The sequence below is a fragment of the Rhodoplanes tepidamans genome, assembly GCF_030813915.1.
GTDB classification, from domain to species: Bacteria; Pseudomonadota; Alphaproteobacteria; order Rhizobiales; family Xanthobacteraceae; genus Rhodoplanes; species Rhodoplanes tepidamans.
In genome coordinates, this window is sequence record NZ_JAUSUJ010000001.1 from 91,847 (window position 1) to 110,997 (window position 19,151).

Annotated in this window: 22 protein-coding genes and 1 other RNA gene; 13 read left to right on the plus strand and 10 right to left on the minus strand. The window is 69.7% G+C overall.

Features of this window, described 5'->3' with window-relative positions:
• The first annotated feature begins 77 nt into the window (after positions 1–77).
• The gene (locus tag J2S22_RS00370) at positions 78–470 is read left to right on the plus strand and encodes a hypothetical protein (protein WP_272776226.1); all 393 of its coding nucleotides are present in this window, start codon (positions 78–80) and stop codon (positions 468–470) included.
• Between the two features lie 432 nt (positions 471–902).
• On the opposite strand, the gene J2S22_RS00375 is transcribed toward J2S22_RS00370, so the two are convergent.
• Positions 903–1,793 carry a hypothetical protein gene (locus J2S22_RS00375; RefSeq protein WP_272776224.1) on the minus strand — a complete coding sequence of 297 codons (891 nt, stop codon included), beginning with the start codon at positions 1,791–1,793 and terminating at the stop codon, positions 903–905.
• Positions 1,794–2,297: 504 nt separating this feature from the next.
• Between J2S22_RS00375 and J2S22_RS00380 the strand changes: the two genes are divergently transcribed.
• On the plus strand, positions 2,298–3,131 hold the full coding sequence (locus tag J2S22_RS00380; RefSeq protein WP_272776223.1) for a type IV toxin-antitoxin system AbiEi family antitoxin domain-containing protein: 834 nt from the start codon (positions 2,298–2,300) through the stop codon (positions 3,129–3,131).
• Positions 3,118–4,029: a nucleotidyl transferase AbiEii/AbiGii toxin family protein gene (locus J2S22_RS00385; protein WP_272776222.1), complete on the plus strand. Its 912-nt coding sequence runs from the start codon at positions 3,118–3,120 to the stop codon at positions 4,027–4,029. Before J2S22_RS00380 ends, J2S22_RS00385 begins: the two co-directional genes overlap by 14 nt.
• 76 nt (positions 4,030–4,105) lie before the next feature.
• Here J2S22_RS00385 and J2S22_RS00390 read toward each other — a convergent pair whose 3' ends face one another.
• Positions 4,106–4,390, minus strand: coding sequence for a YciI family protein (locus J2S22_RS00390; protein WP_272776221.1), 285 nt, complete (start codon positions 4,388–4,390; stop codon positions 4,106–4,108).
• 11 nt (positions 4,391–4,401) lie between these two features.
• A complete protein-coding gene (locus J2S22_RS00395) occupies positions 4,402–5,001 on the minus strand; it encodes a TetR/AcrR family transcriptional regulator (RefSeq protein WP_272776220.1) in 600 nt (199 codons plus the stop codon).
• Between the two features lie 271 nt (positions 5,002–5,272).
• Between J2S22_RS00395 and J2S22_RS00400 the strand changes: the two genes are divergently transcribed.
• Entirely contained in the window at positions 5,273–6,166 is an 894-nt protein-coding gene (locus J2S22_RS00400) for a transglutaminase family protein (RefSeq protein ID WP_272776219.1), read from the plus strand.
• Positions 6,167–6,220: 54 nt separating this feature from the next.
• On the opposite strand, the gene J2S22_RS00405 is transcribed toward J2S22_RS00400, so the two are convergent.
• The 4 genes from J2S22_RS00405 to J2S22_RS00420 are packed head-to-tail and all read right to left on the minus strand — an operon-like array spanning position 6,221 to position 10,083.
• Positions 6,221–8,143, minus strand: a complete 1,923-nt coding sequence (locus tag J2S22_RS00405) for a peptidoglycan D,D-transpeptidase FtsI family protein (RefSeq protein WP_272776218.1) — start codon at positions 8,141–8,143, stop codon at positions 6,221–6,223.
• On the minus strand, positions 8,140–8,538 hold the full coding sequence (gene ftsL, locus J2S22_RS00410; protein WP_272776217.1) for a cell division protein FtsL: 399 nt from the start codon (positions 8,536–8,538) through the stop codon (positions 8,140–8,142). The genes J2S22_RS00405 and ftsL overlap by 4 nt, the downstream gene beginning before the upstream one ends.
• Position 8,539: 1 nt before the next feature.
• Positions 8,540–9,610 carry a 16S rRNA (cytosine(1402)-N(4))-methyltransferase RsmH gene (gene rsmH, locus J2S22_RS00415; RefSeq protein ID WP_272776216.1) on the minus strand — a complete coding sequence of 357 codons (1,071 nt, stop codon included), beginning with the start codon at positions 9,608–9,610 and terminating at the stop codon, positions 8,540–8,542.
• Entirely contained in the window at positions 9,607–10,083 is a 477-nt protein-coding gene (locus J2S22_RS00420) for a division/cell wall cluster transcriptional repressor MraZ (RefSeq protein WP_272776215.1), read from the minus strand. The genes rsmH and J2S22_RS00420 overlap by 4 nt, the downstream gene beginning before the upstream one ends.
• Positions 10,084–10,323: 240 nt before the next feature.
• On the opposite strand from J2S22_RS00420, the gene J2S22_RS00425 reads away from it, so the two are divergent.
• From J2S22_RS00425 to J2S22_RS00445, 5 genes are all read left to right on the plus strand, one after another.
• On the plus strand, positions 10,324–11,064 hold the full coding sequence (locus J2S22_RS00425) for a metallophosphoesterase family protein (protein ID WP_272776214.1): 741 nt from the start codon (positions 10,324–10,326) through the stop codon (positions 11,062–11,064).
• A gap of 153 nt (positions 11,065–11,217) precedes the next feature.
• Entirely contained in the window at positions 11,218–12,657 is a 1,440-nt protein-coding gene (locus tag J2S22_RS00430) for a bifunctional serine/threonine-protein kinase/universal stress protein (protein WP_307155778.1), read from the plus strand.
• A 126-nt stretch (positions 12,658–12,783) separates the two neighbouring features.
• The gene (locus J2S22_RS00435; protein ID WP_272776213.1) at positions 12,784–13,398 is read left to right on the plus strand and encodes a PRC-barrel domain-containing protein; all 615 of its coding nucleotides are present in this window, start codon (positions 12,784–12,786) and stop codon (positions 13,396–13,398) included.
• 131 nt (positions 13,399–13,529) lie between these two features.
• On the plus strand, positions 13,530–14,333 hold the full coding sequence (locus tag J2S22_RS00440; protein WP_272776212.1) for an N-acetylmuramoyl-L-alanine amidase: 804 nt from the start codon (positions 13,530–13,532) through the stop codon (positions 14,331–14,333).
• Positions 14,334–14,471: 138 nt separating this feature from the next.
• Positions 14,472–14,615, plus strand: a complete 144-nt coding sequence (locus J2S22_RS00445; protein ID WP_272776211.1) for a hypothetical protein — start codon at positions 14,472–14,474, stop codon at positions 14,613–14,615.
• 91 nt (positions 14,616–14,706) lie between these two features.
• On the opposite strand, the gene J2S22_RS00450 is transcribed toward J2S22_RS00445, so the two are convergent.
• Positions 14,707–15,651, minus strand: a complete 945-nt coding sequence (locus J2S22_RS00450; protein WP_272776210.1) for a LysR family transcriptional regulator — start codon at positions 15,649–15,651, stop codon at positions 14,707–14,709.
• A 118-nt stretch (positions 15,652–15,769) separates the two neighbouring features.
• On the opposite strand from J2S22_RS00450, the gene J2S22_RS00455 reads away from it, so the two are divergent.
• The 3 genes from J2S22_RS00455 to rnpB all read left to right on the plus strand — a co-directional run bounded on the left by J2S22_RS00455 (position 15,770) and on the right by rnpB (position 17,037).
• Positions 15,770–15,952, plus strand: coding sequence for a hypothetical protein (locus J2S22_RS00455; RefSeq protein WP_272776209.1), 183 nt, complete (start codon positions 15,770–15,772; stop codon positions 15,950–15,952).
• Positions 15,953–16,262: 310 nt separating this feature from the next.
• A complete protein-coding gene (locus J2S22_RS00460; protein ID WP_272776208.1) occupies positions 16,263–16,481 on the plus strand; it encodes a hypothetical protein in 219 nt (72 codons plus the stop codon).
• A gap of 132 nt (positions 16,482–16,613) precedes the next feature.
• An RNA gene (gene rnpB / locus J2S22_RS00465) (RNase P RNA component class A) lies at positions 16,614–17,037 on the plus strand.
• Between the two features lie 79 nt (positions 17,038–17,116).
• Here rnpB and J2S22_RS00470 read toward each other — a convergent pair.
• Positions 17,117–17,317 (minus strand): DUF1289 domain-containing protein, encoded by a 201-nt coding sequence (locus J2S22_RS00470; RefSeq protein WP_272776207.1) that lies wholly within the window; start codon positions 17,315–17,317, stop codon positions 17,117–17,119.
• A gap of 199 nt (positions 17,318–17,516) precedes the next feature.
• Between J2S22_RS00470 and J2S22_RS00475 the strand changes: the two genes are divergently transcribed.
• On the plus strand, positions 17,517–17,918 hold the full coding sequence (locus J2S22_RS00475; RefSeq protein ID WP_272776206.1) for a DUF1236 domain-containing protein: 402 nt from the start codon (positions 17,517–17,519) through the stop codon (positions 17,916–17,918).
• A 230-nt stretch (positions 17,919–18,148) separates the two neighbouring features.
• Here J2S22_RS00475 and J2S22_RS00480 read toward each other — a convergent pair whose 3' ends face one another.
• Positions 18,149–19,129 (minus strand): TRAP transporter substrate-binding protein, encoded by a 981-nt coding sequence (locus tag J2S22_RS00480; RefSeq protein WP_272776205.1) that lies wholly within the window; start codon positions 19,127–19,129, stop codon positions 18,149–18,151.
• Positions 19,130–19,151: the final 22 nt, after the last annotated feature.

Sequence of the window (19,151 nt, forward strand, 5' to 3'; positions counted from 1 at the left end):
TTTTGGTAGAATTCGCCGGGGTCCGGCGCCCCGCCGCGTGGCGCGTGGGCCGGTCGTCGATGTTTTAGGGGGTGGCCATGGCTTCGCTCGCAACCGCGACGTTCACGGGGCAGTCCGGTCAGGCTTACGAGTTCCTCGCCTACGACCGCGACACCGAGTTCAAGTCCGCCGGCGCCGTCTACGTGGTGGCGATCCGCTATCCGGTGTCGGACGGGTTCACGTATCGCAACGTCTATGTGGGCGAGACCCGCGACCTCTCCGACAGCCCGCTGACCCACTGCCGCACCGCGTGCTTCGAGCGCATCGGCGCCAACAGCATCTTCGTCCGCCTGGAGGGCAACCCGGCCCGCCGCCAGGAGATCGCCCAGGACCTGCTGGGGCGCTACGACCCGCCCTGCAACAGCGACCGCGCCGGCCTGTGCGAGTACCCCACGACGGAATGCCCGCTGGTGTGGCCGCTGGGGCTGTGAGGGGGGGGCGTTGCAGGTCGTGGCCCGGACCGAAGCCGCAGCCCGTAGCCCGGGTTGAGCGCAAGCGAAGGCCGGGACTTTCCGGCCCGGCCTCGGCGGAGGATCCCGGCTTTCGCCTGCGGCGAAACCCGGGCTACGGGGGCGGTGCTCAGCAAATGCGCGCCGAGGCCTAAGCAATTGAGTGCACTGTCGCCGTGATTCCGGCCAAGCACGCCGCGATCGCCACCGGCTCGCGCACGATCGTGCACGCCTACTCGGGGCGCGCCGTCGCCGAGAACGACTTGCCCGAGGCCTGGGCGCGACGGATCGCGTTTGTGTTCGAATATCCTACCGTTTTCGACAGATTCCATTTCTATCGGTCTCAACCGTTTTGATCGGCGACGCTAATCCGCCGTTCGACGCTGGATTGTGGCGCCAAAACGATCACCCTCTTCATGGCGGTGGCGAAATGGTCAACTTACTGGGGCGTGCCGTTGCGCCCACCAATCGCACAGCAACAGGGCCGCCGATTCCGCTTGACGCCGGGACCACCAACGTGCGGCGGGATGCAGCCTCGATCATATCGGCGGCGCGATCTGCGGCGTCTTGTGGCGATGTCTCGCCGACCTTTTGCGCTTTCGAGAGAAATTGTCTTGTCGACTGGCGGATGGGCTCATCCTTAAGGCGATTATGCACATGCGTCTGGTAGTAATCTAGCTCTCCGAATACATATGGCTCAGCTAGCTCGTCATCTCCGGATCCTTTTGCGTCTAAAATCAATTTCGAACTTATATTTCCTCCTGAGGTCATTTCAGTGCTAAATTCAATAGTATTTATTTGATAAGTTGAAGTCTCGATATCAAAAGAAGCAAGCGTAAGTGATGAGGTCACGCTCATTCCGTTAAGTCGATATGGATGCTCGCCGATATATGTTGTCAGTGCTTTTATGCAATGATCTGAAAGGGATTTCAGGTCGAGTTCAGAAGGTCGTCCGGAGAAATTCTCAATGTACGCTTTGGCTGTCTCTCCAAAATCAAACTCACGAGAGTTTGTTTTAATGAAAGTGCAAGGGTCTGGCGCAATAGTTATTGAGGCGGGCCAAAATCCGCGACGTCCGGTTACAAACAGTAACAAGCGTTCCGGGCGTTGAAGTTCAATGAACTTCTCAACGCCGTCGCAAAACGAAGATTCCACGCTTAACCGGCTGTCGGACGCGATCACCAAGCCGCCATTTGACGGGATTGCAACTATCAGTGTGCCGTCATCGCGCATATCAAAGCCTACATACGTTGGTTGAAGAGTTAAAATAGCAAGAGTAGCCGCGCGTCGTGCTGCCGAGAACATGACATTTGGACCGGTGCTGCTTTACAGCCAATAGCGAATTAACGTGGAATTGAATTCCGCGTAATCCTAGCCCACGCAATACGCGATTCTTTGCGGTGGAGTGTCGCTGATTGTAATCCTAACGCTAAAAGCGGTTTGAGGGCAATAGAATATATGTTGTGGACCACTCAGTCGTTCCGAGCGACTTTTTGACGACGCCTCTCGCGCACGATCCAGCATTTGGCCTGCTCCTCTAACATGGCATCCCTCGTCCTCGGCGCGGTCAGCAACGTGGTTGCCGGCCCGATCGGCGGCATCGTCGACGCGTTGGCCGGCGCGCTCGCTGATCGATCGCTCCCTCGCTCGCAGCTCGTAGCCCGGGCTGAGCGCAAGCGAAGGCCGGGTCCTTCCGGCCCGGTCTCGGCGAAGGTTCCCGGCTTTCGCCCCCGGCGAAACCCGGGCTACGGGGGCTCGACTGCGACGACGGGCTGGATGCCGGTTTGAGAATCTGCCAATATACGTAGCATGGCTACGCATTTCGCAGGAAAGCTGAACTGGCTGGAGCGCAGCCTTCCCGAAGGGCTCGTCGTCGACGCGGGATGGCTCACGGCGCACGGCTACTCCACCTCCCTGCGGAGCAAGTATGTGCGGGCAGGGTGGCTGGAGCAGCCCGCCCGTGGCGTCTACCGCCGTCCGCGAGGGTCCCTGTCCTGGCAGCAGGTCGTGGTCTCGCTGCAGACCCTTTTGGGCCGGTCGCTTCTCGTCGGCGGTCGCACGGCCCTCGACCTGCAGGGCTACGCTCATTACCTTCCGCACGCCGTCACCGAGGTGCATCTCTACGGCCCCGAGGCGCCACCCGGGTGGCTGGACAAGCTGCCGCTCGACACGCGCTTCGTTCATCACAACGATCGCAGGTTGTTCGGCGACGCCGTGGGCCGGAGAGGGCCCGGCCGGCTCGACTGGAGCGGATCGGCCCCGCTCGATCCTCATGGACACTGGACGGTGCAGCCCTGGGGCCAATGGGACTGGCCGCTGACCCTGTCCACGCCGGAGCGTGCCGTCCTCGAGCTTCTCGACGAGCTGCCCGATCGCGAGAGCTTCCATCAGGTCGACATGCTGATGGACGGCCTCTCGACGCTCAGCCCCCGGCGCCTCCAGGCACTGCTGACCGAATGCCGCAGCGTGAAGGTGAAGCGGCTGTTCTTCTTCTTCGCCGACCGCCATCGGCACGCCTGGCTCGGGCGGCTCGACAAGGATGCCGTCTCGCTCGGCGAGGGCAAGCGATCGCTCGTCAAGGGAGGGAAGCTCGACCGGACCTATCAGATCACGGTCCCGGGGGACCTGAATGGGGTTCGCTGAGATCTATCGCCGACAGGCCGCCCTGCTCCTGCGCGTCCTGCCCCTCGTCGCCGAGGAGAGGGTGTTCGCGCTGAAGGGTGGAACGGCGATCAACCTGTTCGTTCGCGACATGCCCCGGCTTTCTGTCGATGCCGACCTCACCTACCTGCCGGTCGAGCCGCGCGCCGCCTCGCTCGCGGCGATCGACGCGGCGATGAAGCGGATCGGCGCTCGCGTCAGGGACAAGATCAAAGGCGCGAGGGCCGACGAGAGCGCGATCGAAGGAACGGTGACGAAGCTGCTGGTCCGGGCGGACGGCGTGCAGACCAAGGTCGAGGTCACCCCGGTGCTGCGCGGCTGCGTCTTCGACCCCGAGCAGCGGAGCGTCTCCGGAGCCGTCGAAGACGCGTTCGGCTTCGCCGAGATGCAGATCGTGTCGTTCGCCGACCTCTATGCGGGCAAGATCGTCGCCGCGCTCGACCGGCAGCATCCGCGCGATCTGTTCGACGTGCGCGACCTTCTCGCCAACGAGGGAATCGACGATGCGCTGCGCCGTGCCTTCGTCATCTACCTGTTGAGTCACGACCGTCCGATGGCCGAGGTTCTGCGCCCGACCCGGTTGGACATCGCCCCCGAGTTCGCCCGCGGTTTCGAGGGCATGACCGGCGAACCCGTGTCCATCGACGAGCTGGTCGAGGTCCGCGAACGCCTCGTTGCGGACATCGTCGGCAGGATGCCTCACGAGCATCGTCGGTTCCTCGTCTCCTTCGAACGGGGACAACCCGACTGGTCATTGCTGGGCGTGCCCGCCGCCGCCGCGCTGCCCGCCGTGAAGTGGCGCCGGTTGAATCTCGACAAGGTTCCGACGGAAAAACGGGATGCTCTCGTCGCGGTGCTGGAGGAGGCTCTCGCGGGATGAGCCGCGACTCCGTCTGCTGTTGACGCAGCAGCGCAGCCGGTTCCTTCCGGTTCCGCGCTCGTCGGGCGATGCCCGCTCAGGCCTGGAGAAAGGCGAGGCGGGGGTCGGCGCGGCCGGGGGCGATCTCGACGATCTCGGCGGCGACCACGCCTTCGGCGACGAAGGGATCGTCCTGCACGCGGCGCTCGATCTCGGCGCGGGAGCAGTTGTGCGCCAGGATCGCACCCCCCGCGTTCGGCCGGATGCTGCCGACCAGCAGGAAGACGGCGTCGTCGAAGCCGCGCCTGATCCAGGCGTCGTGGCCGTCCATGAGGCGAGGGGCCTTCGTCTTGTCGGCGAAGCGGAGGGTGACGACGAACATGGATGTCTCCTTCAGGGGTGCGGGCGGGACGCCGGTGGCGAGGCGGGCGGGCACTGGGCCGTCAGCCACGCCGCCACGTCGTCGATCTCGCGACGAACGAACGCCTCGTCGCGGAACGCGGTGGCGAGCGTGGCGACGCCCTGGCTGCGCATCAGCACGTGCAGCGCCAGGGCATCGGCATCGGCTTCGCGGCCCAGCGCCGTGAACTGACGGACGAGCCAGCCGCGGAACAGCGTGAACAGGCGGACCGCGTCGTCCTTCGCGGCATGATCCAGCTTGGACAGCTCGTTGCAGAGCGTCCCGACCGGGCAGCCGTGGGCCATGATGGCGGTCCGGTTGGTGATCAGGATGCGGACGAAGCTCAGGATGCGCTCGGCCGGCGAGTCCGCGCCGGCCTCCCAGGCGTCGAGCACGGCCTGCGTCGCGTCGATGCGATGCGCGATCACGGCCTGCAGGATCTCGTCCTTGGTCCGGAAGTGATAGTAGAAGTTGCCGCGCGAGAGCCGCACCGCGCCGGCGATGTCGGCGAACGAGGTCGCCTCGAAGCCGCGCTCGTAGAACAGCCGGTCCGCCGCAACGACGATCTGCCGACGGGTCTCGCTCGCCGTCACGACTCGCCTCCGCGGACAGGGGCGCGGAGACAGGATGCCATCGCCCGCGCCGTAGGACATTTGACCTAAAATCTTCTAGGGCAACTGTCCTACGGCGTCAAGCAGCACGTCGGACGAGGGGAGCCACGTTCGGCGCTTGCGCGGTCCGGGCGACAGATCCCGGGTTTCGCCTGCGGCGAGACCCGGGCTACGATCGCGGCGTGGAGCACGCGTGCGCCGTCGTCGTGACCGACGGCGATCGCTCCGTCACCCCGCCGTCGTGATCAGGTCCATGGCCAGGCTCGAAGTCGTCCACACGACCGAATACGCCTACCGCACGCCCGTCGGGCTCGGGCGGCACCGGCTGATGGTGCGGCCGGACGAGAGCCACGACCTGCGCCTGCACCGGGCCGACCTGGTCGTCGCGCCGGCCCCGGCCCGGACGACCTGGAAGCACGACATCTTCGGCAACTCGATCTGCTTCCTCGACTGGAGCGACGCCACGCGGACCGACCGGCTGACCATCGTCTCGACGCTCGACCTGACGCATCATCCCGACGGGCCGCCGTTGCCCCGCTACATCCTCGAGCCGCAGGCGGAGGCGTTTCCGTTCGCCTACGCCGCGGGCGAACGCGCCGATCTCGGGCAGCTGGCGGTGCCGCAGGAGCCGGACCCGGACGGCACCGTGGCGGCCTGGGCGCGGCGCATGCTCGGCGAGGCGGGATCGTCCGACACCCTCGACGTCCTCGCGGCGATGACCCGCGCGATCAAGGCGCAGTTCGGCTATCGGGCCCGCTACGAGGAGGGGACGCAGACCGCGGCCGACACCATCCGGGGCGGCAGCGGAACCTGCCGGGACTTCGCCGTCCTGATGATGGAGGCGCTGCGCAGCTTCGGCGTCGCGACCCGCTTCGTCACCGGCTATCTCTACGACGACACGTCGGGCGGCACGGTCGGCGGCGGCAGCACGCACGCCTGGTGCTCGGTGTACCTGCCGGGCGCCGGCTGGGTCGAGTACGACCCGACCAACGGCCTGCTCGCCGGCGCGAACCTGATCCGGGTCGGCACGACCCGGGACGCGGCGCAGGCGAGCCCGATCTCGGGCAGCTTCGCCGGCCGTCCGGACGATCCGATCGGCCTGCATGTGGACGTGTCGGTCACCTACGCGCCGATTCACGGCGCGTAGGATGGTTATCGCCTGCGGCTCCTCCCATCCTACGGTTCTACGGTTTGGAACCCCTCACCGCCCTGTCGCCGGCACCGAGGCGGGCGGGCGGACGGCCGGGGGCTGGAGCGAGGTGGGCGGCGCCGCGGCCGGGCGGGAGGCGGGGCGTGCCTCGCGGCGGGTGGTCGAGGAGGTCAGGTCGGCGCTGCGGCCGACGCCGCGGCCGAGGATCAGCTGGTCGGCCGGCGGCAGGTCGAAGCGCGGCTCCAGGCCGAGCAGGGGGGCGATGCGGGCGATCACCTTGCCGGCGGTCGGCGCGGCGTTCCAGCCGGCGGTCGCGTAGCCGTGCGTCTCCGGCGTCGGCTGCGGCTCGTCGAGCATGATCAGCACGACGTAGCGCGGCTTGTCGGCCGGCAGCACGGCGATGAAGTCGCACAAGAGCTTGGTCTTGGAGTAGCGGCCGCCGACCACCTTCTCGGCCGTGCCGGTCTTGCCGCCGACATAGTAGCCCTTCACCTCGGCGGTCTTGCCCGAGCCCTTCTCGGAGTTGAGCCGCATCAGGTAGCGCATGGCGACCGAGGTCTCGGGCTTGATCACCCGCTTGGCGACGGCGCGCGCCTCCTCCGGGCTGCGCTTGAGGAAGGTCGGCTGGATCAGCCAGCCGCCGTTCATCAGCGCGGCGACCCCCATCAGCGCCTGCAGCGGCGCGACCGAGAGGCCGTGTCCGAACGAGATGGTGATGGTGTTCAATTCGCCCCAGCGCTTCGGCACGATCGGCTCGGCGCTCTCCGGCAGCTCGGTGCGCAGCCGGTCGAGCTGGCCGATCTTGCGCAGGTACTGCTTGTGGCCCTCGACGCCGACCGCCAGCGCCATCTTGGCGGCGCCGACGTTCGACGAGTAGGTGAACACCTCGGGCACCGAGAGCACGCGGTTCTGGGCGTGATAGTCGCTGATCTTGAACTTGCCCCAGTGCAGCGCGCCGCGCGCGTCGACCGACGAGTTCAGCGTCATCTTGCCGGAATCGAGCGTCATCCCGACGGTCAGCGCCTTGAACACCGAGCCCATCTCGAACACGCCGGTGGTGAGGCGGTTGATCCGGTTGGGATCGAGCGCCTCCTTCGGGTTGTTCGGGTCGTAGTCGGGGTGCGAGACCATGGCGACGATCTCGCCGGTGTCGACGTCGAGCACGACGCCGGCGGCGGCCTTGGCCTTGAACTTCTCGCGGGCGCGGCCGAGCTCGTCGTGCATGGCGTGCTGGACGCGCAGGTCGACGGCGAGCTGCAGCGGCTCCTGCTGGCGGTCGGAGGCGAAGCCGGCGCGGTGCAGGTCGGCCAGCCCGCGCGTGTCGAGATACTTCTCCAGCCCGGCGATGCCCTGGTTGTCCACGTTGACGTGGCCGATGAGGTGCGACACCTCGCGGCCGTTCGGATAGACGCGCTTGTTCTCGTTGAGGAAGCCGACGCCCGGGATGCCCAGGCGATGGATCTCCTTCTGCTGCTTGGGCGAGATCTCGCGCTTGAGCCAGGCGAAGCCCTTCTTCGAGTCGAGCCGGTCGCGCAGGTCGCCGGTGTCGAGATCCGGCATCACCGCGGTCAGGAGCTCGGCCGCCTCGTCGGCGTCGATCAGCCGCCGCGGCTCGGCGAACAGCGACGGCACCCGCACGTCGGTCGCCAGAATCTCGCCGGTGCGGTCGAGGATGTCGGGCCGCGCCGTCGCCACCGCGTCGGAGCCGCCGGAGCGGCGGCTGGCATGGGTCTCGGGGGCGACCGCGTAGAGCACCAGCCGGCCGCCGATCACGGCGTAGATGCAGCCGAACACCAGCACGGCGAGGCCGATGCGGGCGCGGGTCTTGCGGGTGCGGTCGATCTTGCGGTCGTAGAGCAGGACCTGGATCAGCCGGCGGTGCCACGGCACGTGCGGCGCGTCGGGCGCGGCCGGCGCAGCGGACGGCTGGGCGGCCGGCTGGCCGGAGGGCGGACCGGGGGGCGGCGTGGTCATCGGCGGCCTCCTGCCACGCCCGTCACGGGCGCGCCGGACGGCACGCTGCCGGTGGCCTCGGCCGGGGCGGCGGCGTCCAGCATGGCGCCGATCGGATCGGCGTCGACGGGCGCCGGCGGGGCGGGGCGGGGCGGCAGCTTGTCGAACGACTCGATCTGGGTCGCGTCGAGGAGCTGGAGCTTCAGGTGGCGCTGCGCCAGCGCCTGGATGCGGCCGGGATTCTCGAGCTTGGCCGCCTCGGCGCGCAGCGCCGCCGCCTTGTCGCGCTCGCGGGCGATCTCGGTGCGCAGCTTGGCGACCCGCTCGGCCTCGACGGTCGCCTCGAACTTGATCTTGTAGACATAGGCCGCCGCGACGACGAGCAGCACCACGACGATGACGTTGAGCAGCCGCATGTCAGCCTCCCCGCAGCATGGCGTCGAGGTCGGGCAGCGGCGGCAGGCCGGCCGGCGCCGCCGTCCAGGCCGGCGCGGCGGTGCGCTCGGCGGCGCGCAGCTTGGCCGAGCGGGCGCGCGGATTGGCGGCGAGCTCGGCGTCGTCGGCCGTCACCGGCCGCCGGGTCAGCACCGTGAAGCTCGCGGCGGGGCGGGCGGTCTCGGGCATGTGGCGGGAGACGCCGCCGGCGCCGGAGCGGCCGGCCAGGAAGGTCTTCACCAGCCGGTCCTCGAGCGAGTGGAAGGAGACGACGACGAGGCGGCCGCCCGGCGCCAGCACGCGCTCGGCGGCGAGGAGGGCGGTCGCCAGCTCGCCGAGCTCGTCGTTGACCATCATGCGCAGCGCCTGGAACGTGCGGGTCGCGGGATGAATGTCGCCGGGCTTGTGGCGGACCACCCGGGCGACGATCTCGGCGAGCCGCGCCGTGGTGGCGATCGGCGCCTCGGCGCGGGCCCGCACGATGGCGCGGGCGACGGCGCGCGAGTGGCGCTCCTCGCCGAGCTGGAAGATCACGTCGGCGAGATCGCGCTCGGCGGCGCGGGCGACGAGGTCGGCGGCCGACGGTCCGTCCGGGCCCATGCGCATGTCGAGCGGGCCGTCGAAGCGGAACGAGAAGCCGCGCTCCGGGTCGTCGATCTGCATCGAGGAGACGCCGATGTCGAGCACGACGCCGGCCACCGTGCCGGGCGCGGCGACCGCGTCGAGCTCGGAGAAGCGGGACTCGACCAGGGTCAGCCGGCCGCCCGACGCGTCGACGAGGTCCCGGCCGGCCGCGATGGCGGTCGGGTCGCGGTCGAGCGCGATCACGCGGGCCGCGGGGCTGGCATCGAGAATGGCGCGGGTGTAGCCGCCCGCCCCGAAGGTGCCGTCGATGTAGAGAGCCCCGGTGTTCGGCGCGTCGCGGACCGCCAAGCCTTCCCGGACCCCCAGCAGGTCGATGGCGGGGGCGGCGAGCACGGGAATGTGGCGAGCCGGTCCGCCAGCGACACCCCCGTGGGCCTCTCGGCCGGGGGCGTCGCGGCCCGCCGTCATTCCCGTGCTCCGGCGCCAGGCGCCCCGCGCTCGGAACCCAGCCGCTTGGTCGTCGCGCGCACCGTCGCAGTGGCCTTGGCTAGATGCGCGCGGAAGCCGTCCGGTTCCCAGATCTGAAACTTGTGACCGAGCCCGACGAAGCCGACCGTGTCGCCGATCCCGGCGTGAGTCTTGATCATCTCGGTCAGCACCACCCGGCCCTCGCCGTCCACACGCAGGGTCTCGCTCCGCCCGTAGAGCGCGACCAGAAACTCCTCCCGCTCGTCCGAGTAGGGCGGAAACCGGGCGATCAGCTGCTCGATCTCGCCGAGCAGGGCATGCCCGCCCACGTCGACCGCCGGCCGGTCCAGGCTCGGATAGCAGTACAGCCCCTCGAAGCCGTCCCGGGCGAGCACCGCGCGGAAGGGGGCCGGAATCGACACCCGTCCCTTGGCATCGAGCCGCGCCGTGAACTGTCCCACGAAGCGGTCCATGCGACTGCGGACTCCACGCCGGCCTGACGCTGGCCTCGTACGCGGTCCGCCGGGCGCCGGGCACGCCGGCCGGGGCGGACAAGGACATGAACGCTGGGTAATGTTGGGATACCATGGGATGGTATGGGCGTCAATGGAATCCAGCGTGATCCGCGGGCCCGACGAGAGCCCGCGACACGTCGATTAGCAGCGGTTAAACTTAAGGAAACGTTGCCGGCAGCCGGGGGGCGGCATCCGCTCATGCGCACAGCCCTGATCAGTGACATTCACGCCAACCGGGAGGCGCTCGAGGCCTGTCTCGACCATGCCGCGCGGTCGGGCATCGACGCCTATGTCTTCCTCGGCGACTTCGTCGGCTACGGGGCCGATCCGGCCTTCGTGCTCGACACCGTGATGGACTTCGTCGCGCGGGGTGCGGTCGCGGTGCTCGGCAACCACGACGCGGCGGCGATCGGCACCCGGTCCGACATGAACGACGACGCGGCCGCCGCGATCGCCTGGACCCGCACCGTGATCGGCGACGCGCATCGCGACTTCCTGGCGCGGCTGCCGCTGGTGGCCGAGCGGGGCAGCGTGCTCTACGTACACGCCGACCCGGTCGATCCGGCCGGCTGGGGCTACATCACCGACCTCTACTCGGCGTCGCGGGCCCTGGTGGCGACCCAGGCGCACGTCACCTTCTGCGGCCACACCCACGTGCCGGCCCTGTTCCACATGTCGGTGACGGGCAAGTTCGCGAGCTTCGACCCGGTCGACCGGGTCGAGATCCCGCTCACCCAGCGCCGGCGCTGGCTCGCCGTGATCGGCTCGGTCGGCCAGCCGCGCGACCGCAACCCGGCCGCCTGCTACGCCGTGCTCGACGACGCCACCGACGTGCTCACCTATGTCCGGGTGCCCTACGACATCGACGGCGCCGCCCGGAAGATCATCGAGGCCGGCCTCCCGGTCGGCCTCGCCTACCGGCTGTACGAGGGGTACTGAGGTGGCGGTGCCGCGCACTCCGTTCATTCCCGCGAAAACGGGACTCCAGCCGTCCTGCCGTGTCGCCGCTGAGTCCCCGCCTTCGCGGGGACGAGCGGATCACGACGATCGTGCCATGCGGTGCGGCGCCGTCGACATACAGGACCCCCTCCCGTGATCAATGTGCGGTCGCTTTCGGCGGGCCAGGTGATCGACGGCTTCAAGCTGGAGCAGCAGCTCGACCCAGGGGGCATGGCCGACTTCTGGCGCGTCTCGCGCGAGGGCGACACGCTGCCGCTGATCATGAAGATCCCGCTGCTGCGGCGCGGCGAGGATCCGCTCACCATCGTCGGCTTCGAGCAGGAGCAGATGATCCTGGCGCGGCTCTCCGGCCCGCACGTGCCGCGCTTCGTCGCCTCCGGCGACTTCGAGCGGCCCTACATCGTGATGGAGCACGTCGCCGGGCGGCCGCTCAAGACGCTGCTCGCCGAGACGCCGCTGCCGGCCACCCAGGTGGCGAGCATCGGCGCCGCGATCGCCGAGGCGCTGTACAGCATCCACCGCCAGCACGTCACCCATCTCGACCTCAAGCCGTCCAACATCATCCTGCGCGACGACGGCTCCGCCGTGCTGATCGACTTCGGCCTGTCGCGGCACGACCAGCTGCCCGACCTGATCGCCGAGGAGTTCGACGAGCCGGTCGGCACCGGCGCCTATGTGGCGCCCGAGCAGGTGCGTCGCTTCCGCGGCGATCCGCGGAGCGACATCTTCTCGTTGGGCGTGACGATGTACTTCCTGGCGACCGGCGAGCGGCCCTATGGCGAGCCGGAGCGCGAGGCCGAGTGGCGCCGGCGGCTATGGCGCGATCCGTTCCCGCCGACCCGCTGGAACCCGCTGGTGCCGCCCTGGCTGCAGGAGATCATCCTGCGCTGCCTGGAGATCGACCGCGACGCCCGCTACGCCTCGGCGGCGCAGCTGCGCTTCGACCTGCAGCATCCCGACGGCGTCGCGCTGACCGAGCGCGCCGCGCGGCGCGACCGCGACGGCCCGCTCACCGTGCTGTCGCGCTGGCTGAAGGTGCGCAACGCGCCGCCGCTGCGGATGCGCAGCATCGCCGGCGTCATCGACCGCTCGCCGATCGTGATGGCCGCCGTCGACCTCGGCGCCGCCGACGACCTCGGCGACGCCATCGCCGCGGCGTTGCGTCGCGTGCTCGCCACCGTGCCGGACGCGCGGCTCGCCTGCGTCAACGTGCTCAAGACCTCGCGCATCGCCCTCGATCCGCTGGAAGACGCGCACGGCCGCAATCCGCATCTGCAGCGCCTGGTCGAGCTGAAGCACTGGGCGCGGCCGCTGCCGGTCGACGGCGACCGCATCACCTATCACGTCTTCGAGTCGCCCGATCCGGCCGCCGCCATCGTCGAATACGCCCGCAACAACAACGTCGACCACATCGTGATGGGGGCGCGCGGCTCGTCCTCGCTGCGGCGCTACCTTGGCAGCGTCTCGGCCCAGGTGGTCGCTCAGGCGCCGTGCACCGTGACGGTGGTACGCCGCTCCGTCGCCGCCGGCGACACGCCGGCGGAGGGCGAGGCGCAGCCCGCCGCACAGTAGGGTTTCACCACGAGACCTGCGGAACAGGTGTCCGGGGCGGGGGTTGTCACGGCACAGGGCGATGCTCGGCCCTGCCACGGGGCGACGCTCGGCCCTGCACGATTCATCGACGATGGAGGCACTCCAATGATCCGCAATCTCGTGGCCGTCGCGGCCGTGAGCGGCCTGATGATGTCCACTGCGCTGGCCCAGTCGCCGGCGCCGAACGCCACGCCCGGCAGCACCGGCAGCAGCACCGGCAGCAGCATGGGCTCGAGCTCCGGCTCCGGCGCCATGGGCTCCAACACCAGCGCCGGCGCCGGCGCGGTGATCACCCAGCAGAGCCCGAACCAGTGGCTCGCGTCGAAGTTCATGGGCACCGACGTGATCGGCACCGACGACGCCAAGATCGGCGACGTCAGCGACGTGCTGTTCGACAAGTCCGGCAAGGTCGACGCGCTGATCGTCGGCGTCGGCGGCTTCCTCGGCATCGGCCAGAAGGACATCGCCCTGCCGGTGTCGTCGTTCCAGGTGATCGCGGCGAACAGCGGGCGCAACAACACGAGCTCCGACCAGCTCCGCCTGTCGATGACCAAGGACCAGCTCCAGCAGCAGGCCGAGTTCAAGACCTCGGACGACACCAACCGCACCACGACGGGCGCCGGCTCGGGCGCGGCCGGGACGGGCGGTGGCGCTGCGACCACGCCGCGCACCAACATGGGCACCGGCTCGGGCGCCGCGACCGGGACGCCGAACCGCTGATCCCGATCCGATCCACGAGACCGGCGAACGGCCCGGAGCACGCTCCGGGCCGTTCGTCGTTTCGGCCGCCGCGGTCCGCGCGCGGCGGCGCGGGATTGCGTCCGGCCCGGCGGCGGCGGCACAGTGGGGCCATGCCCGTGCCGTCCGCCGATTCGCCGCTCGTCGCCGAGATCCATCCGTCGCCCAGTCACGAGTCGCGCGCCGCCGGCCGGCGCGGCGGCCGCCCCGACATCCTGCTCCTGCACTACACCGGCATGGTCTCGACCGTGGAGGCGCTGGCCCGGCTGTGCGATCCGGCCGCCAAGGTCTCGTGCCACTACCTGGTGCGCGAGGACGGCACGGTGGTGCAGATGGTCGCCGAGGCGCGGCGGGCCTGGCATGCCGGGGTGTCGTGCTGGGCCGGCGACACCGACGTGAACTCGCGCGCGATCGGCATCGAGATCGCCAATGCGGGCCACGACTTCGGCTGCCCGCCGTTCCCGCCCGTGCAGATCGAGGCGGTGACGGCGCTGTGCCGCGACATCCTGGCCCGCCACCGCATCCCGGCCGACCGGGTGCTCGCCCATTCGGACGTCGCGCCGGACCGCAAGCGCGATCCCGGCGAGATCTTTCCGTGGGACGCCCTGGCCGGCGCCGGGGTCGGCCTGTGGGGGCCGCCGGCGCCGCTCGACACGCCGGGGCCGGCGCTCGCGCCCGGCGACGAGGGGCAGGCGGTCGCTGCCCTGCAGGCCGGGCTCGCCGGCTTCGGCTACGCGGTGCCGCGCGACGGCGCCTATGGCGGGCCGACCGCCCTGGTGGTCGCGGCGTTCCAGCGCCATTTCCGCCCGGCCCGGGTCGACGGCATCGCCGACGCCTCCACGGTCGCCACCCTGCAGCGCATTATCGAGAAGAAAGATTCACTTGTTGAGCCCGACACCGATCGGGTCGTGGGCTAAAACTACGATTCAGGGATTGCGTCCGGCCGTTCACAGGTCGTTGTGCGACGCACCATCTTTTCGGGAGAGGGCGTCCTGCGTATAAACACGGACGTTGCCGGCTGCCGGTCGGCAGTCGCCCCCGAAAGGAATGAATTGATGTCTGAGAAAATCGCCCGCACCGAGGCCGCCAAGACCGCCGAGCATGCCGCCCCGAAGGGCGAGAAGGCCGGCCTGTTCTCCCGGGCCGCCCGGGCGATGCTGAACTCGGCGTTCAACACCTACTACATGCCGCGCTTCTGAGCGGTCGCGGCGCGTCCGGCCTCGCGCCGGACGCCCGGGGCGCCGCCGCTCGGGTCCGCCGCCGGACCGCCGGCGGCCCGACGGGCGCAGCCTACGACCCGGCGGGCGTCGGGCTCGACAGGCCGGGCCGGCCGACCCGGGTGCGCCACGGGGCGTCGCCGAAGCGCTCCACCAGGAAGTCGATGAACACCCGCACCTTGAGCATGCGGTGCCGGCCCTGCGGGTAGACGGCCGACACCGGCACCGGCTCGACCATGTGGTGCTGGGTGAGGAGCGGCACCAGCTCGCCCCGCCGCACCGCGTTCCCGACCAGCAGATCGCTCAGATGCACCAGCCCGGCGCCGCTGACCGCGAGCCGGAGCGCCGCTTCGGCGTCGTCCACCACCAGCCGTCCGCGCGCCTCGAAGGTGCGGATCTCGTTGCCGGCGCGGAACGGCCAGTGGTTGATGGAGGGCACCGAGCTCAGCACGATGCAGTCGTGATTGTCGAGCTCGTCCGGCGTCTGCGGGATGCCGCGCCGCTCCAGGTAGCGGGGCGCCGCGTAGATGCCGCGCTCGGTCGAGGCGAAGCGCCGCGCCACCAGCGACCGGTCGGCGATCGGCCCGATGCAGATCGCCACGTCGGCGTTCTCCACCAGGTTGTCGACCCGGTCCGTCACCGTGATCTCGATCTCGATCTCGGGATGGCGGGCCAGGAAGTCGGGCAGGGCGGCGGCGAGCTCGTGCAGCATGAAGGCGCTGCCGGTGTTGAGCCGCAGCTTGCCGCGCGGGGTCGTGCTCGCCCGCGCCACCTCGGTCTCGGCGTCCTCGATGGCGCTGAGGATGTCGCGGGCCCGCACCAGATAGGTCTCGCCCTCGGGCGTCAGCGCCAGCCGCCGCGTTGTGCGGTGCAGCAGCCGGACCCCCAGCCGGTCCTCCAGGCGGGACACCAGCTTGGACACGGCCGAGGGGGTGAGGCCCAGATCCTCGGCCGCCGCCGAGAAGCTGCCGCGCTGGATCACCTGCACGAAAGCCCGCATGTCGGTGACCTGGTCCATCAGGCGGGCTCCCTCACTCGGTCCTGGAATTCCAAGGTCGTTTTCTCGCGGAAGTGATTATGTTTGGCGGGTTTTCGAATACATGGAGAGCCAACGTCACAGTGAAGAGCACGATCCGATGACCCTCTACGAGCTTCGTGGCGACGCCTCCCTCCTGGAGGATGGCGCCCGTCCGTCCGAGACCCTGACCAGCCGGTTCCTTCGGCTGATCGACCGTCTCGGCGGTGCACACTACGACACGATTGCAGCGCGAAAGAATCCGCAGCCGATCCGCACCTGGACCCCCACCGGCTGGCACTGACCCGCCGCCGGATCCGACCGGCCGTTCCGCTCCGGACGCTGCCCCGCTCCGGAGGCCGGACCGGCCGCCCAAGAGGCCCGGCGGGCTCGCCCGTCGGGCCTTTTTGCTGCCCTGAAGGAAGTGACTCTCGATTCATTATCGCGACGCAACATTGCGCGGTCGCGCATCGGGACGGGTTTTCATTGCGGGGAGAGAGGCTTGCGCGAAATTCGATCCGTCGCGTCCAAGATGCGTTTCCGGGGTGGCCGATTATCAGCCGCTCGTTCCCGAATATCATACCCGTCGTGGTCATTCGATTGGGAGAACCACCATGCATCCCCGCCATCCACTCTCGCATGCCGCGGCTCAGGGCCTGCTGCCCCGGGCCCAGTCGGGCCGGCCGGTCGGTCTCGCGACGCTGGCCAAGGCGGGGTACTGCGCGGCCGGGGAGTTCTTCCGCGAGTCGTTCCGCGCCGCCCAGTTCGCGCCGTCGCCGCAGCGGGTGCGGCAGAAGCTGGCGCCGCCCCGGATTCTCGGCCGGTCCATCTAGGGCGCGTCCTCCGTTCCCCGCGAAGGTGACCTCCGACTTCGCGGGACGGACGTGCTTCGGACACTGGCCGCACTGCCGGTGTGGGGAGGTGGGGCCTTGACGTCGCAGCCTCGCCTCCCCATTCCTGGTCCGTCAGTCGGCCGGACGGCCGTCCCGGCGAGCACCGAAAGGTGGCCGGGGAGGAAAGTCCGGGCTCCATGGACATACGGTGCCGGATAAGGTCCGGCGGGGGCGACCCCAGGGACAGTGCCACAGAGAACAGACCGCCTGCGGCCGCGTTGCGTTCTGGCCGTCGGCAAGGGTGAAACGGTGCGGTAAGAGCGCACCGCGCGTCCGGCAACGGAAGCGGCACGGCAAACCCCACCGGGAGCAAAACCGAATAGGGACGGCGCGCAGGCTCGCCTCGCAAGGGGCGCGCCTGCGGATCGATGTCTGGATCCAGCCGTCCGGGTAGGTCGCTCGAGGCGCCGGGCAACCGGCGTCCCAGAGGAATGGCCGTCGCGCGGCGGGGCGACCCGCCGCCCTACAGAACCCGGCTTACAGGCCGGCTGATCGTTTGGGGCCCGGGCGGGAAACCGTTCCGGGCCCCGCCCGTTTCGAGGGCGGTCTGCTGGGGAAGGAAGCCCGGGTCACTGTCAGGCGACGGCGACGCGTGGGGGCGGGCCGGAGGGCAGGCGGTCGAGCCGGCCGGGCAATTCGGCCATGATCCGGCGGCGCTCCTCCGGCGACAGGTCGGACCAGTCGGCGATCTCGGCCAGCGTCCGCCCGCAGCCGACGCACAGGTTCGTCGCCCGATCGACGCTGCACACCTTGATGCACGGGGTCTCGATCGACATCGCCTCCTCCCGAGCCTGCACCGGATCCTGGTCCCGGGATCCCGCGCCGGATCCCGCGCCGGATCCCGCGCTGGATCCTGTGCCGGATCTTGCAACGCAGCATAGACGATCCGGCCGGCGGAGTCCGCCCGTCCGCAGCGGGAACGCGGGCCCGGTCTTCACGTTCACCCCGCAGTCGTATCGACAGAGGAGGCAGACGATGCGGACGAAGGTTCTTCTCGGAGCGCTGGCTCTCGTGGTCGCGGCGCCGCCGCTGGCCTCGGCCCAGAACGATCCGGTGAGCGGTGCGGCGGTCGGGGCCGAGCGCGGCGGCACCACGGGCGGCCCGGTCGGGGCGATCGTGGGCGGGGCGGCCGGCGCGGTCGGCGGCGCCGCCAACATGGTGCTGGGCCCGCCGCCGGCGGAGGTGCGCACCTATGTGATGCGCGAGCGCGTCCCCTCGGTCGCCGTGGAGGAGCGCGTCGTCGTCGGCCAGCCGCTGCCGCCGCGCGTGAGGCTGCACACCGTGCGGGGCCACGATTCCTACGCCTACGCGGTCGTCAACGAGCGCCGCGTGGTGGTCGACCCGCGCACCCGCCGGGTCATCGAGATCTACGAGTAATCTGTCGCGGACGCGCGGCGCGGTCTCACCTCTCCCCGCCGCGCGGGGAGAGGTCGGACTTTGCGCCGGCAGGCGCGAAGTCCGGGTGAGGGGGCGTTTCGTGGAACGGCGGCGCCCGCTCGGTGGATAGGGCGGCGCCCCCTCATCCGACTCGCCGCGGCGCGGCGCGGCGAGCCACCTTCTCCCCGCCAGCGGGGAGAAGGAAGCGCCGCCAGCGGGCGGCGCTGGCGTCACATCTTCTTATAAGACTCGATCACCGCGGCGCCGTCCGGGCCGGCCTTCTTCAGCCAGTCGGCGGTGAGCTGGTCGCCGATCTTGGTCAGCCCGGCCTTCAGCTCGGGGCTCGGCGGCAGCACCTTCATCTTGTTGGCCTTGAGCTGCTCCAGGTACCAGGTGGCCTTCTCCTCGGCCATCTTCCAGCCGCGCTCCTCGGCGACCGCGGCGGCCTTCAGCACCGCCTCCTGGGTCGGCTTGTCGAGCGCCGCGAAGGCGGCCTTGTTGACGAAGGTGAGGTTCTTCGGAATCCAGGCCTGGGTGTCGTAATAGTGGGTCATGGTCTCCCAGGCCTTGCTGTCGTAGCCGGTCGAGCCCGAGGTCATGAACGAGTTGACGACGCCGGTCGCCAGCGCCTGCGGCAGCTCGGCCGCCTGGATCGTCACCGGCTGGGCACCGACCAGCTCGGCGATGCGGGCCGTGCCGACATTGTAGGCCCGCCACTTCAGGCCCTTCATGTCCTCGACCTTGTCGATGTCCTTCTTGGCGTAGATGCCCTGCGGGCCCCACGGCACGGCGAACAGGAGCTTGAGCCCCTGGCGGTCGAGCCGCTGCTCGACGGCCGCCCGGCTCGCCTTCCACAGCTTCAGCGACTCCGGATAGCTTGTCGCCAGGAACGGGATCACGTCGATGCCGAAGATCGGGTCGTCGTTCTCGTGGATCGAGATCAGCACCTCGCCGGCCTGCGCCTGGCCGGTCTGCACGGCGCGCTTGATCTCCGGCGCCTTGAACAGCGAGGCGCTGGCGTGGACGGCGATCTGCAGCTTGCCGCCGGTGGCGTCGCCGACGTCCTTGGCGAAGGCCATCAGGTTGACGGTGTGCGGATTGTCGAGCGGATAGGCGGCCGGCAGATTCCACTTGGTCTGCGCGGCGGCCGGCCCCGAGACGAGGACGGCGGCACCGGCCGCGAAGGCGAGCGTCGCGAGCGAGCGGATCATGAAGTCTCCTCCGTTGAAATCG

Bases quoted from the DNA above. Each gene is read 5' to 3' on its own strand.
- J2S22_RS00425 (WP_272776214.1), top strand. From the start codon at position 10,324: ATGCGCACAGCCCTGATCAGTGACATTCACGCCAACCGGGAGGCGCTC.
- J2S22_RS00420 (WP_272776215.1), bottom strand. From the start codon at position 10,083: ATGGACCGCTTCGTGGGACAGTTCACGGCGCGGCTCGATGCCAAGGGA.
- ftsL (WP_272776217.1), bottom strand. From the start codon at position 8,538: ATGCGGCTGCTCAACGTCATCGTCGTGGTGCTGCTCGTCGTCGCGGCG.
- J2S22_RS00390 (WP_272776221.1), bottom strand. From the start codon at position 4,390: ATGTTCGTCGTCACCCTCCGCTTCGCCGACAAGACGAAGGCCCCTCGC.
- J2S22_RS00405 (WP_272776218.1), bottom strand. From the start codon at position 8,143: ATGACCACGCCGCCCCCCGGTCCGCCCTCCGGCCAGCCGGCCGCCCAG.
- J2S22_RS00460 (WP_272776208.1), top strand. From the start codon at position 16,263: ATGCATCCCCGCCATCCACTCTCGCATGCCGCGGCTCAGGGCCTGCTG.
- J2S22_RS00385 (WP_272776222.1), top strand. From the start codon at position 3,118: ATGGGGTTCGCTGAGATCTATCGCCGACAGGCCGCCCTGCTCCTGCGC.
- J2S22_RS00440 (WP_272776212.1), top strand. From the start codon at position 13,530: ATGCCCGTGCCGTCCGCCGATTCGCCGCTCGTCGCCGAGATCCATCCG.
- J2S22_RS00375 (WP_272776224.1), bottom strand. From the start codon at position 1,793: ATGTTCTCGGCAGCACGACGCGCGGCTACTCTTGCTATTTTAACTCTT.
- J2S22_RS00450 (WP_272776210.1), bottom strand. From the start codon at position 15,651: ATGGACCAGGTCACCGACATGCGGGCTTTCGTGCAGGTGATCCAGCGC.
- J2S22_RS00380 (WP_272776223.1), top strand. From the start codon at position 2,298: ATGGCTACGCATTTCGCAGGAAAGCTGAACTGGCTGGAGCGCAGCCTT.
- rsmH (WP_272776216.1), bottom strand. From the start codon at position 9,610: ATGACGGCGGGCCGCGACGCCCCCGGCCGAGAGGCCCACGGGGGTGTC.
- J2S22_RS00455 (WP_272776209.1), top strand. From the start codon at position 15,770: ATGACCCTCTACGAGCTTCGTGGCGACGCCTCCCTCCTGGAGGATGGC.
- J2S22_RS00400 (WP_272776219.1), top strand. From the start codon at position 5,273: ATGGCCAGGCTCGAAGTCGTCCACACGACCGAATACGCCTACCGCACG.
- J2S22_RS00370 (WP_272776226.1), top strand. From the start codon at position 78: ATGGCTTCGCTCGCAACCGCGACGTTCACGGGGCAGTCCGGTCAGGCT.
- J2S22_RS00445 (WP_272776211.1), top strand. From the start codon at position 14,472: ATGTCTGAGAAAATCGCCCGCACCGAGGCCGCCAAGACCGCCGAGCAT.
- J2S22_RS00470 (WP_272776207.1), bottom strand. From the start codon at position 17,317: ATGTCGATCGAGACCCCGTGCATCAAGGTGTGCAGCGTCGATCGGGCG.
- J2S22_RS00435 (WP_272776213.1), top strand. From the start codon at position 12,784: ATGATCCGCAATCTCGTGGCCGTCGCGGCCGTGAGCGGCCTGATGATG.
- J2S22_RS00475 (WP_272776206.1), top strand. From the start codon at position 17,517: ATGCGGACGAAGGTTCTTCTCGGAGCGCTGGCTCTCGTGGTCGCGGCG.
- J2S22_RS00480 (WP_272776205.1), bottom strand. From the start codon at position 19,129: ATGATCCGCTCGCTCGCGACGCTCGCCTTCGCGGCCGGTGCCGCCGTC.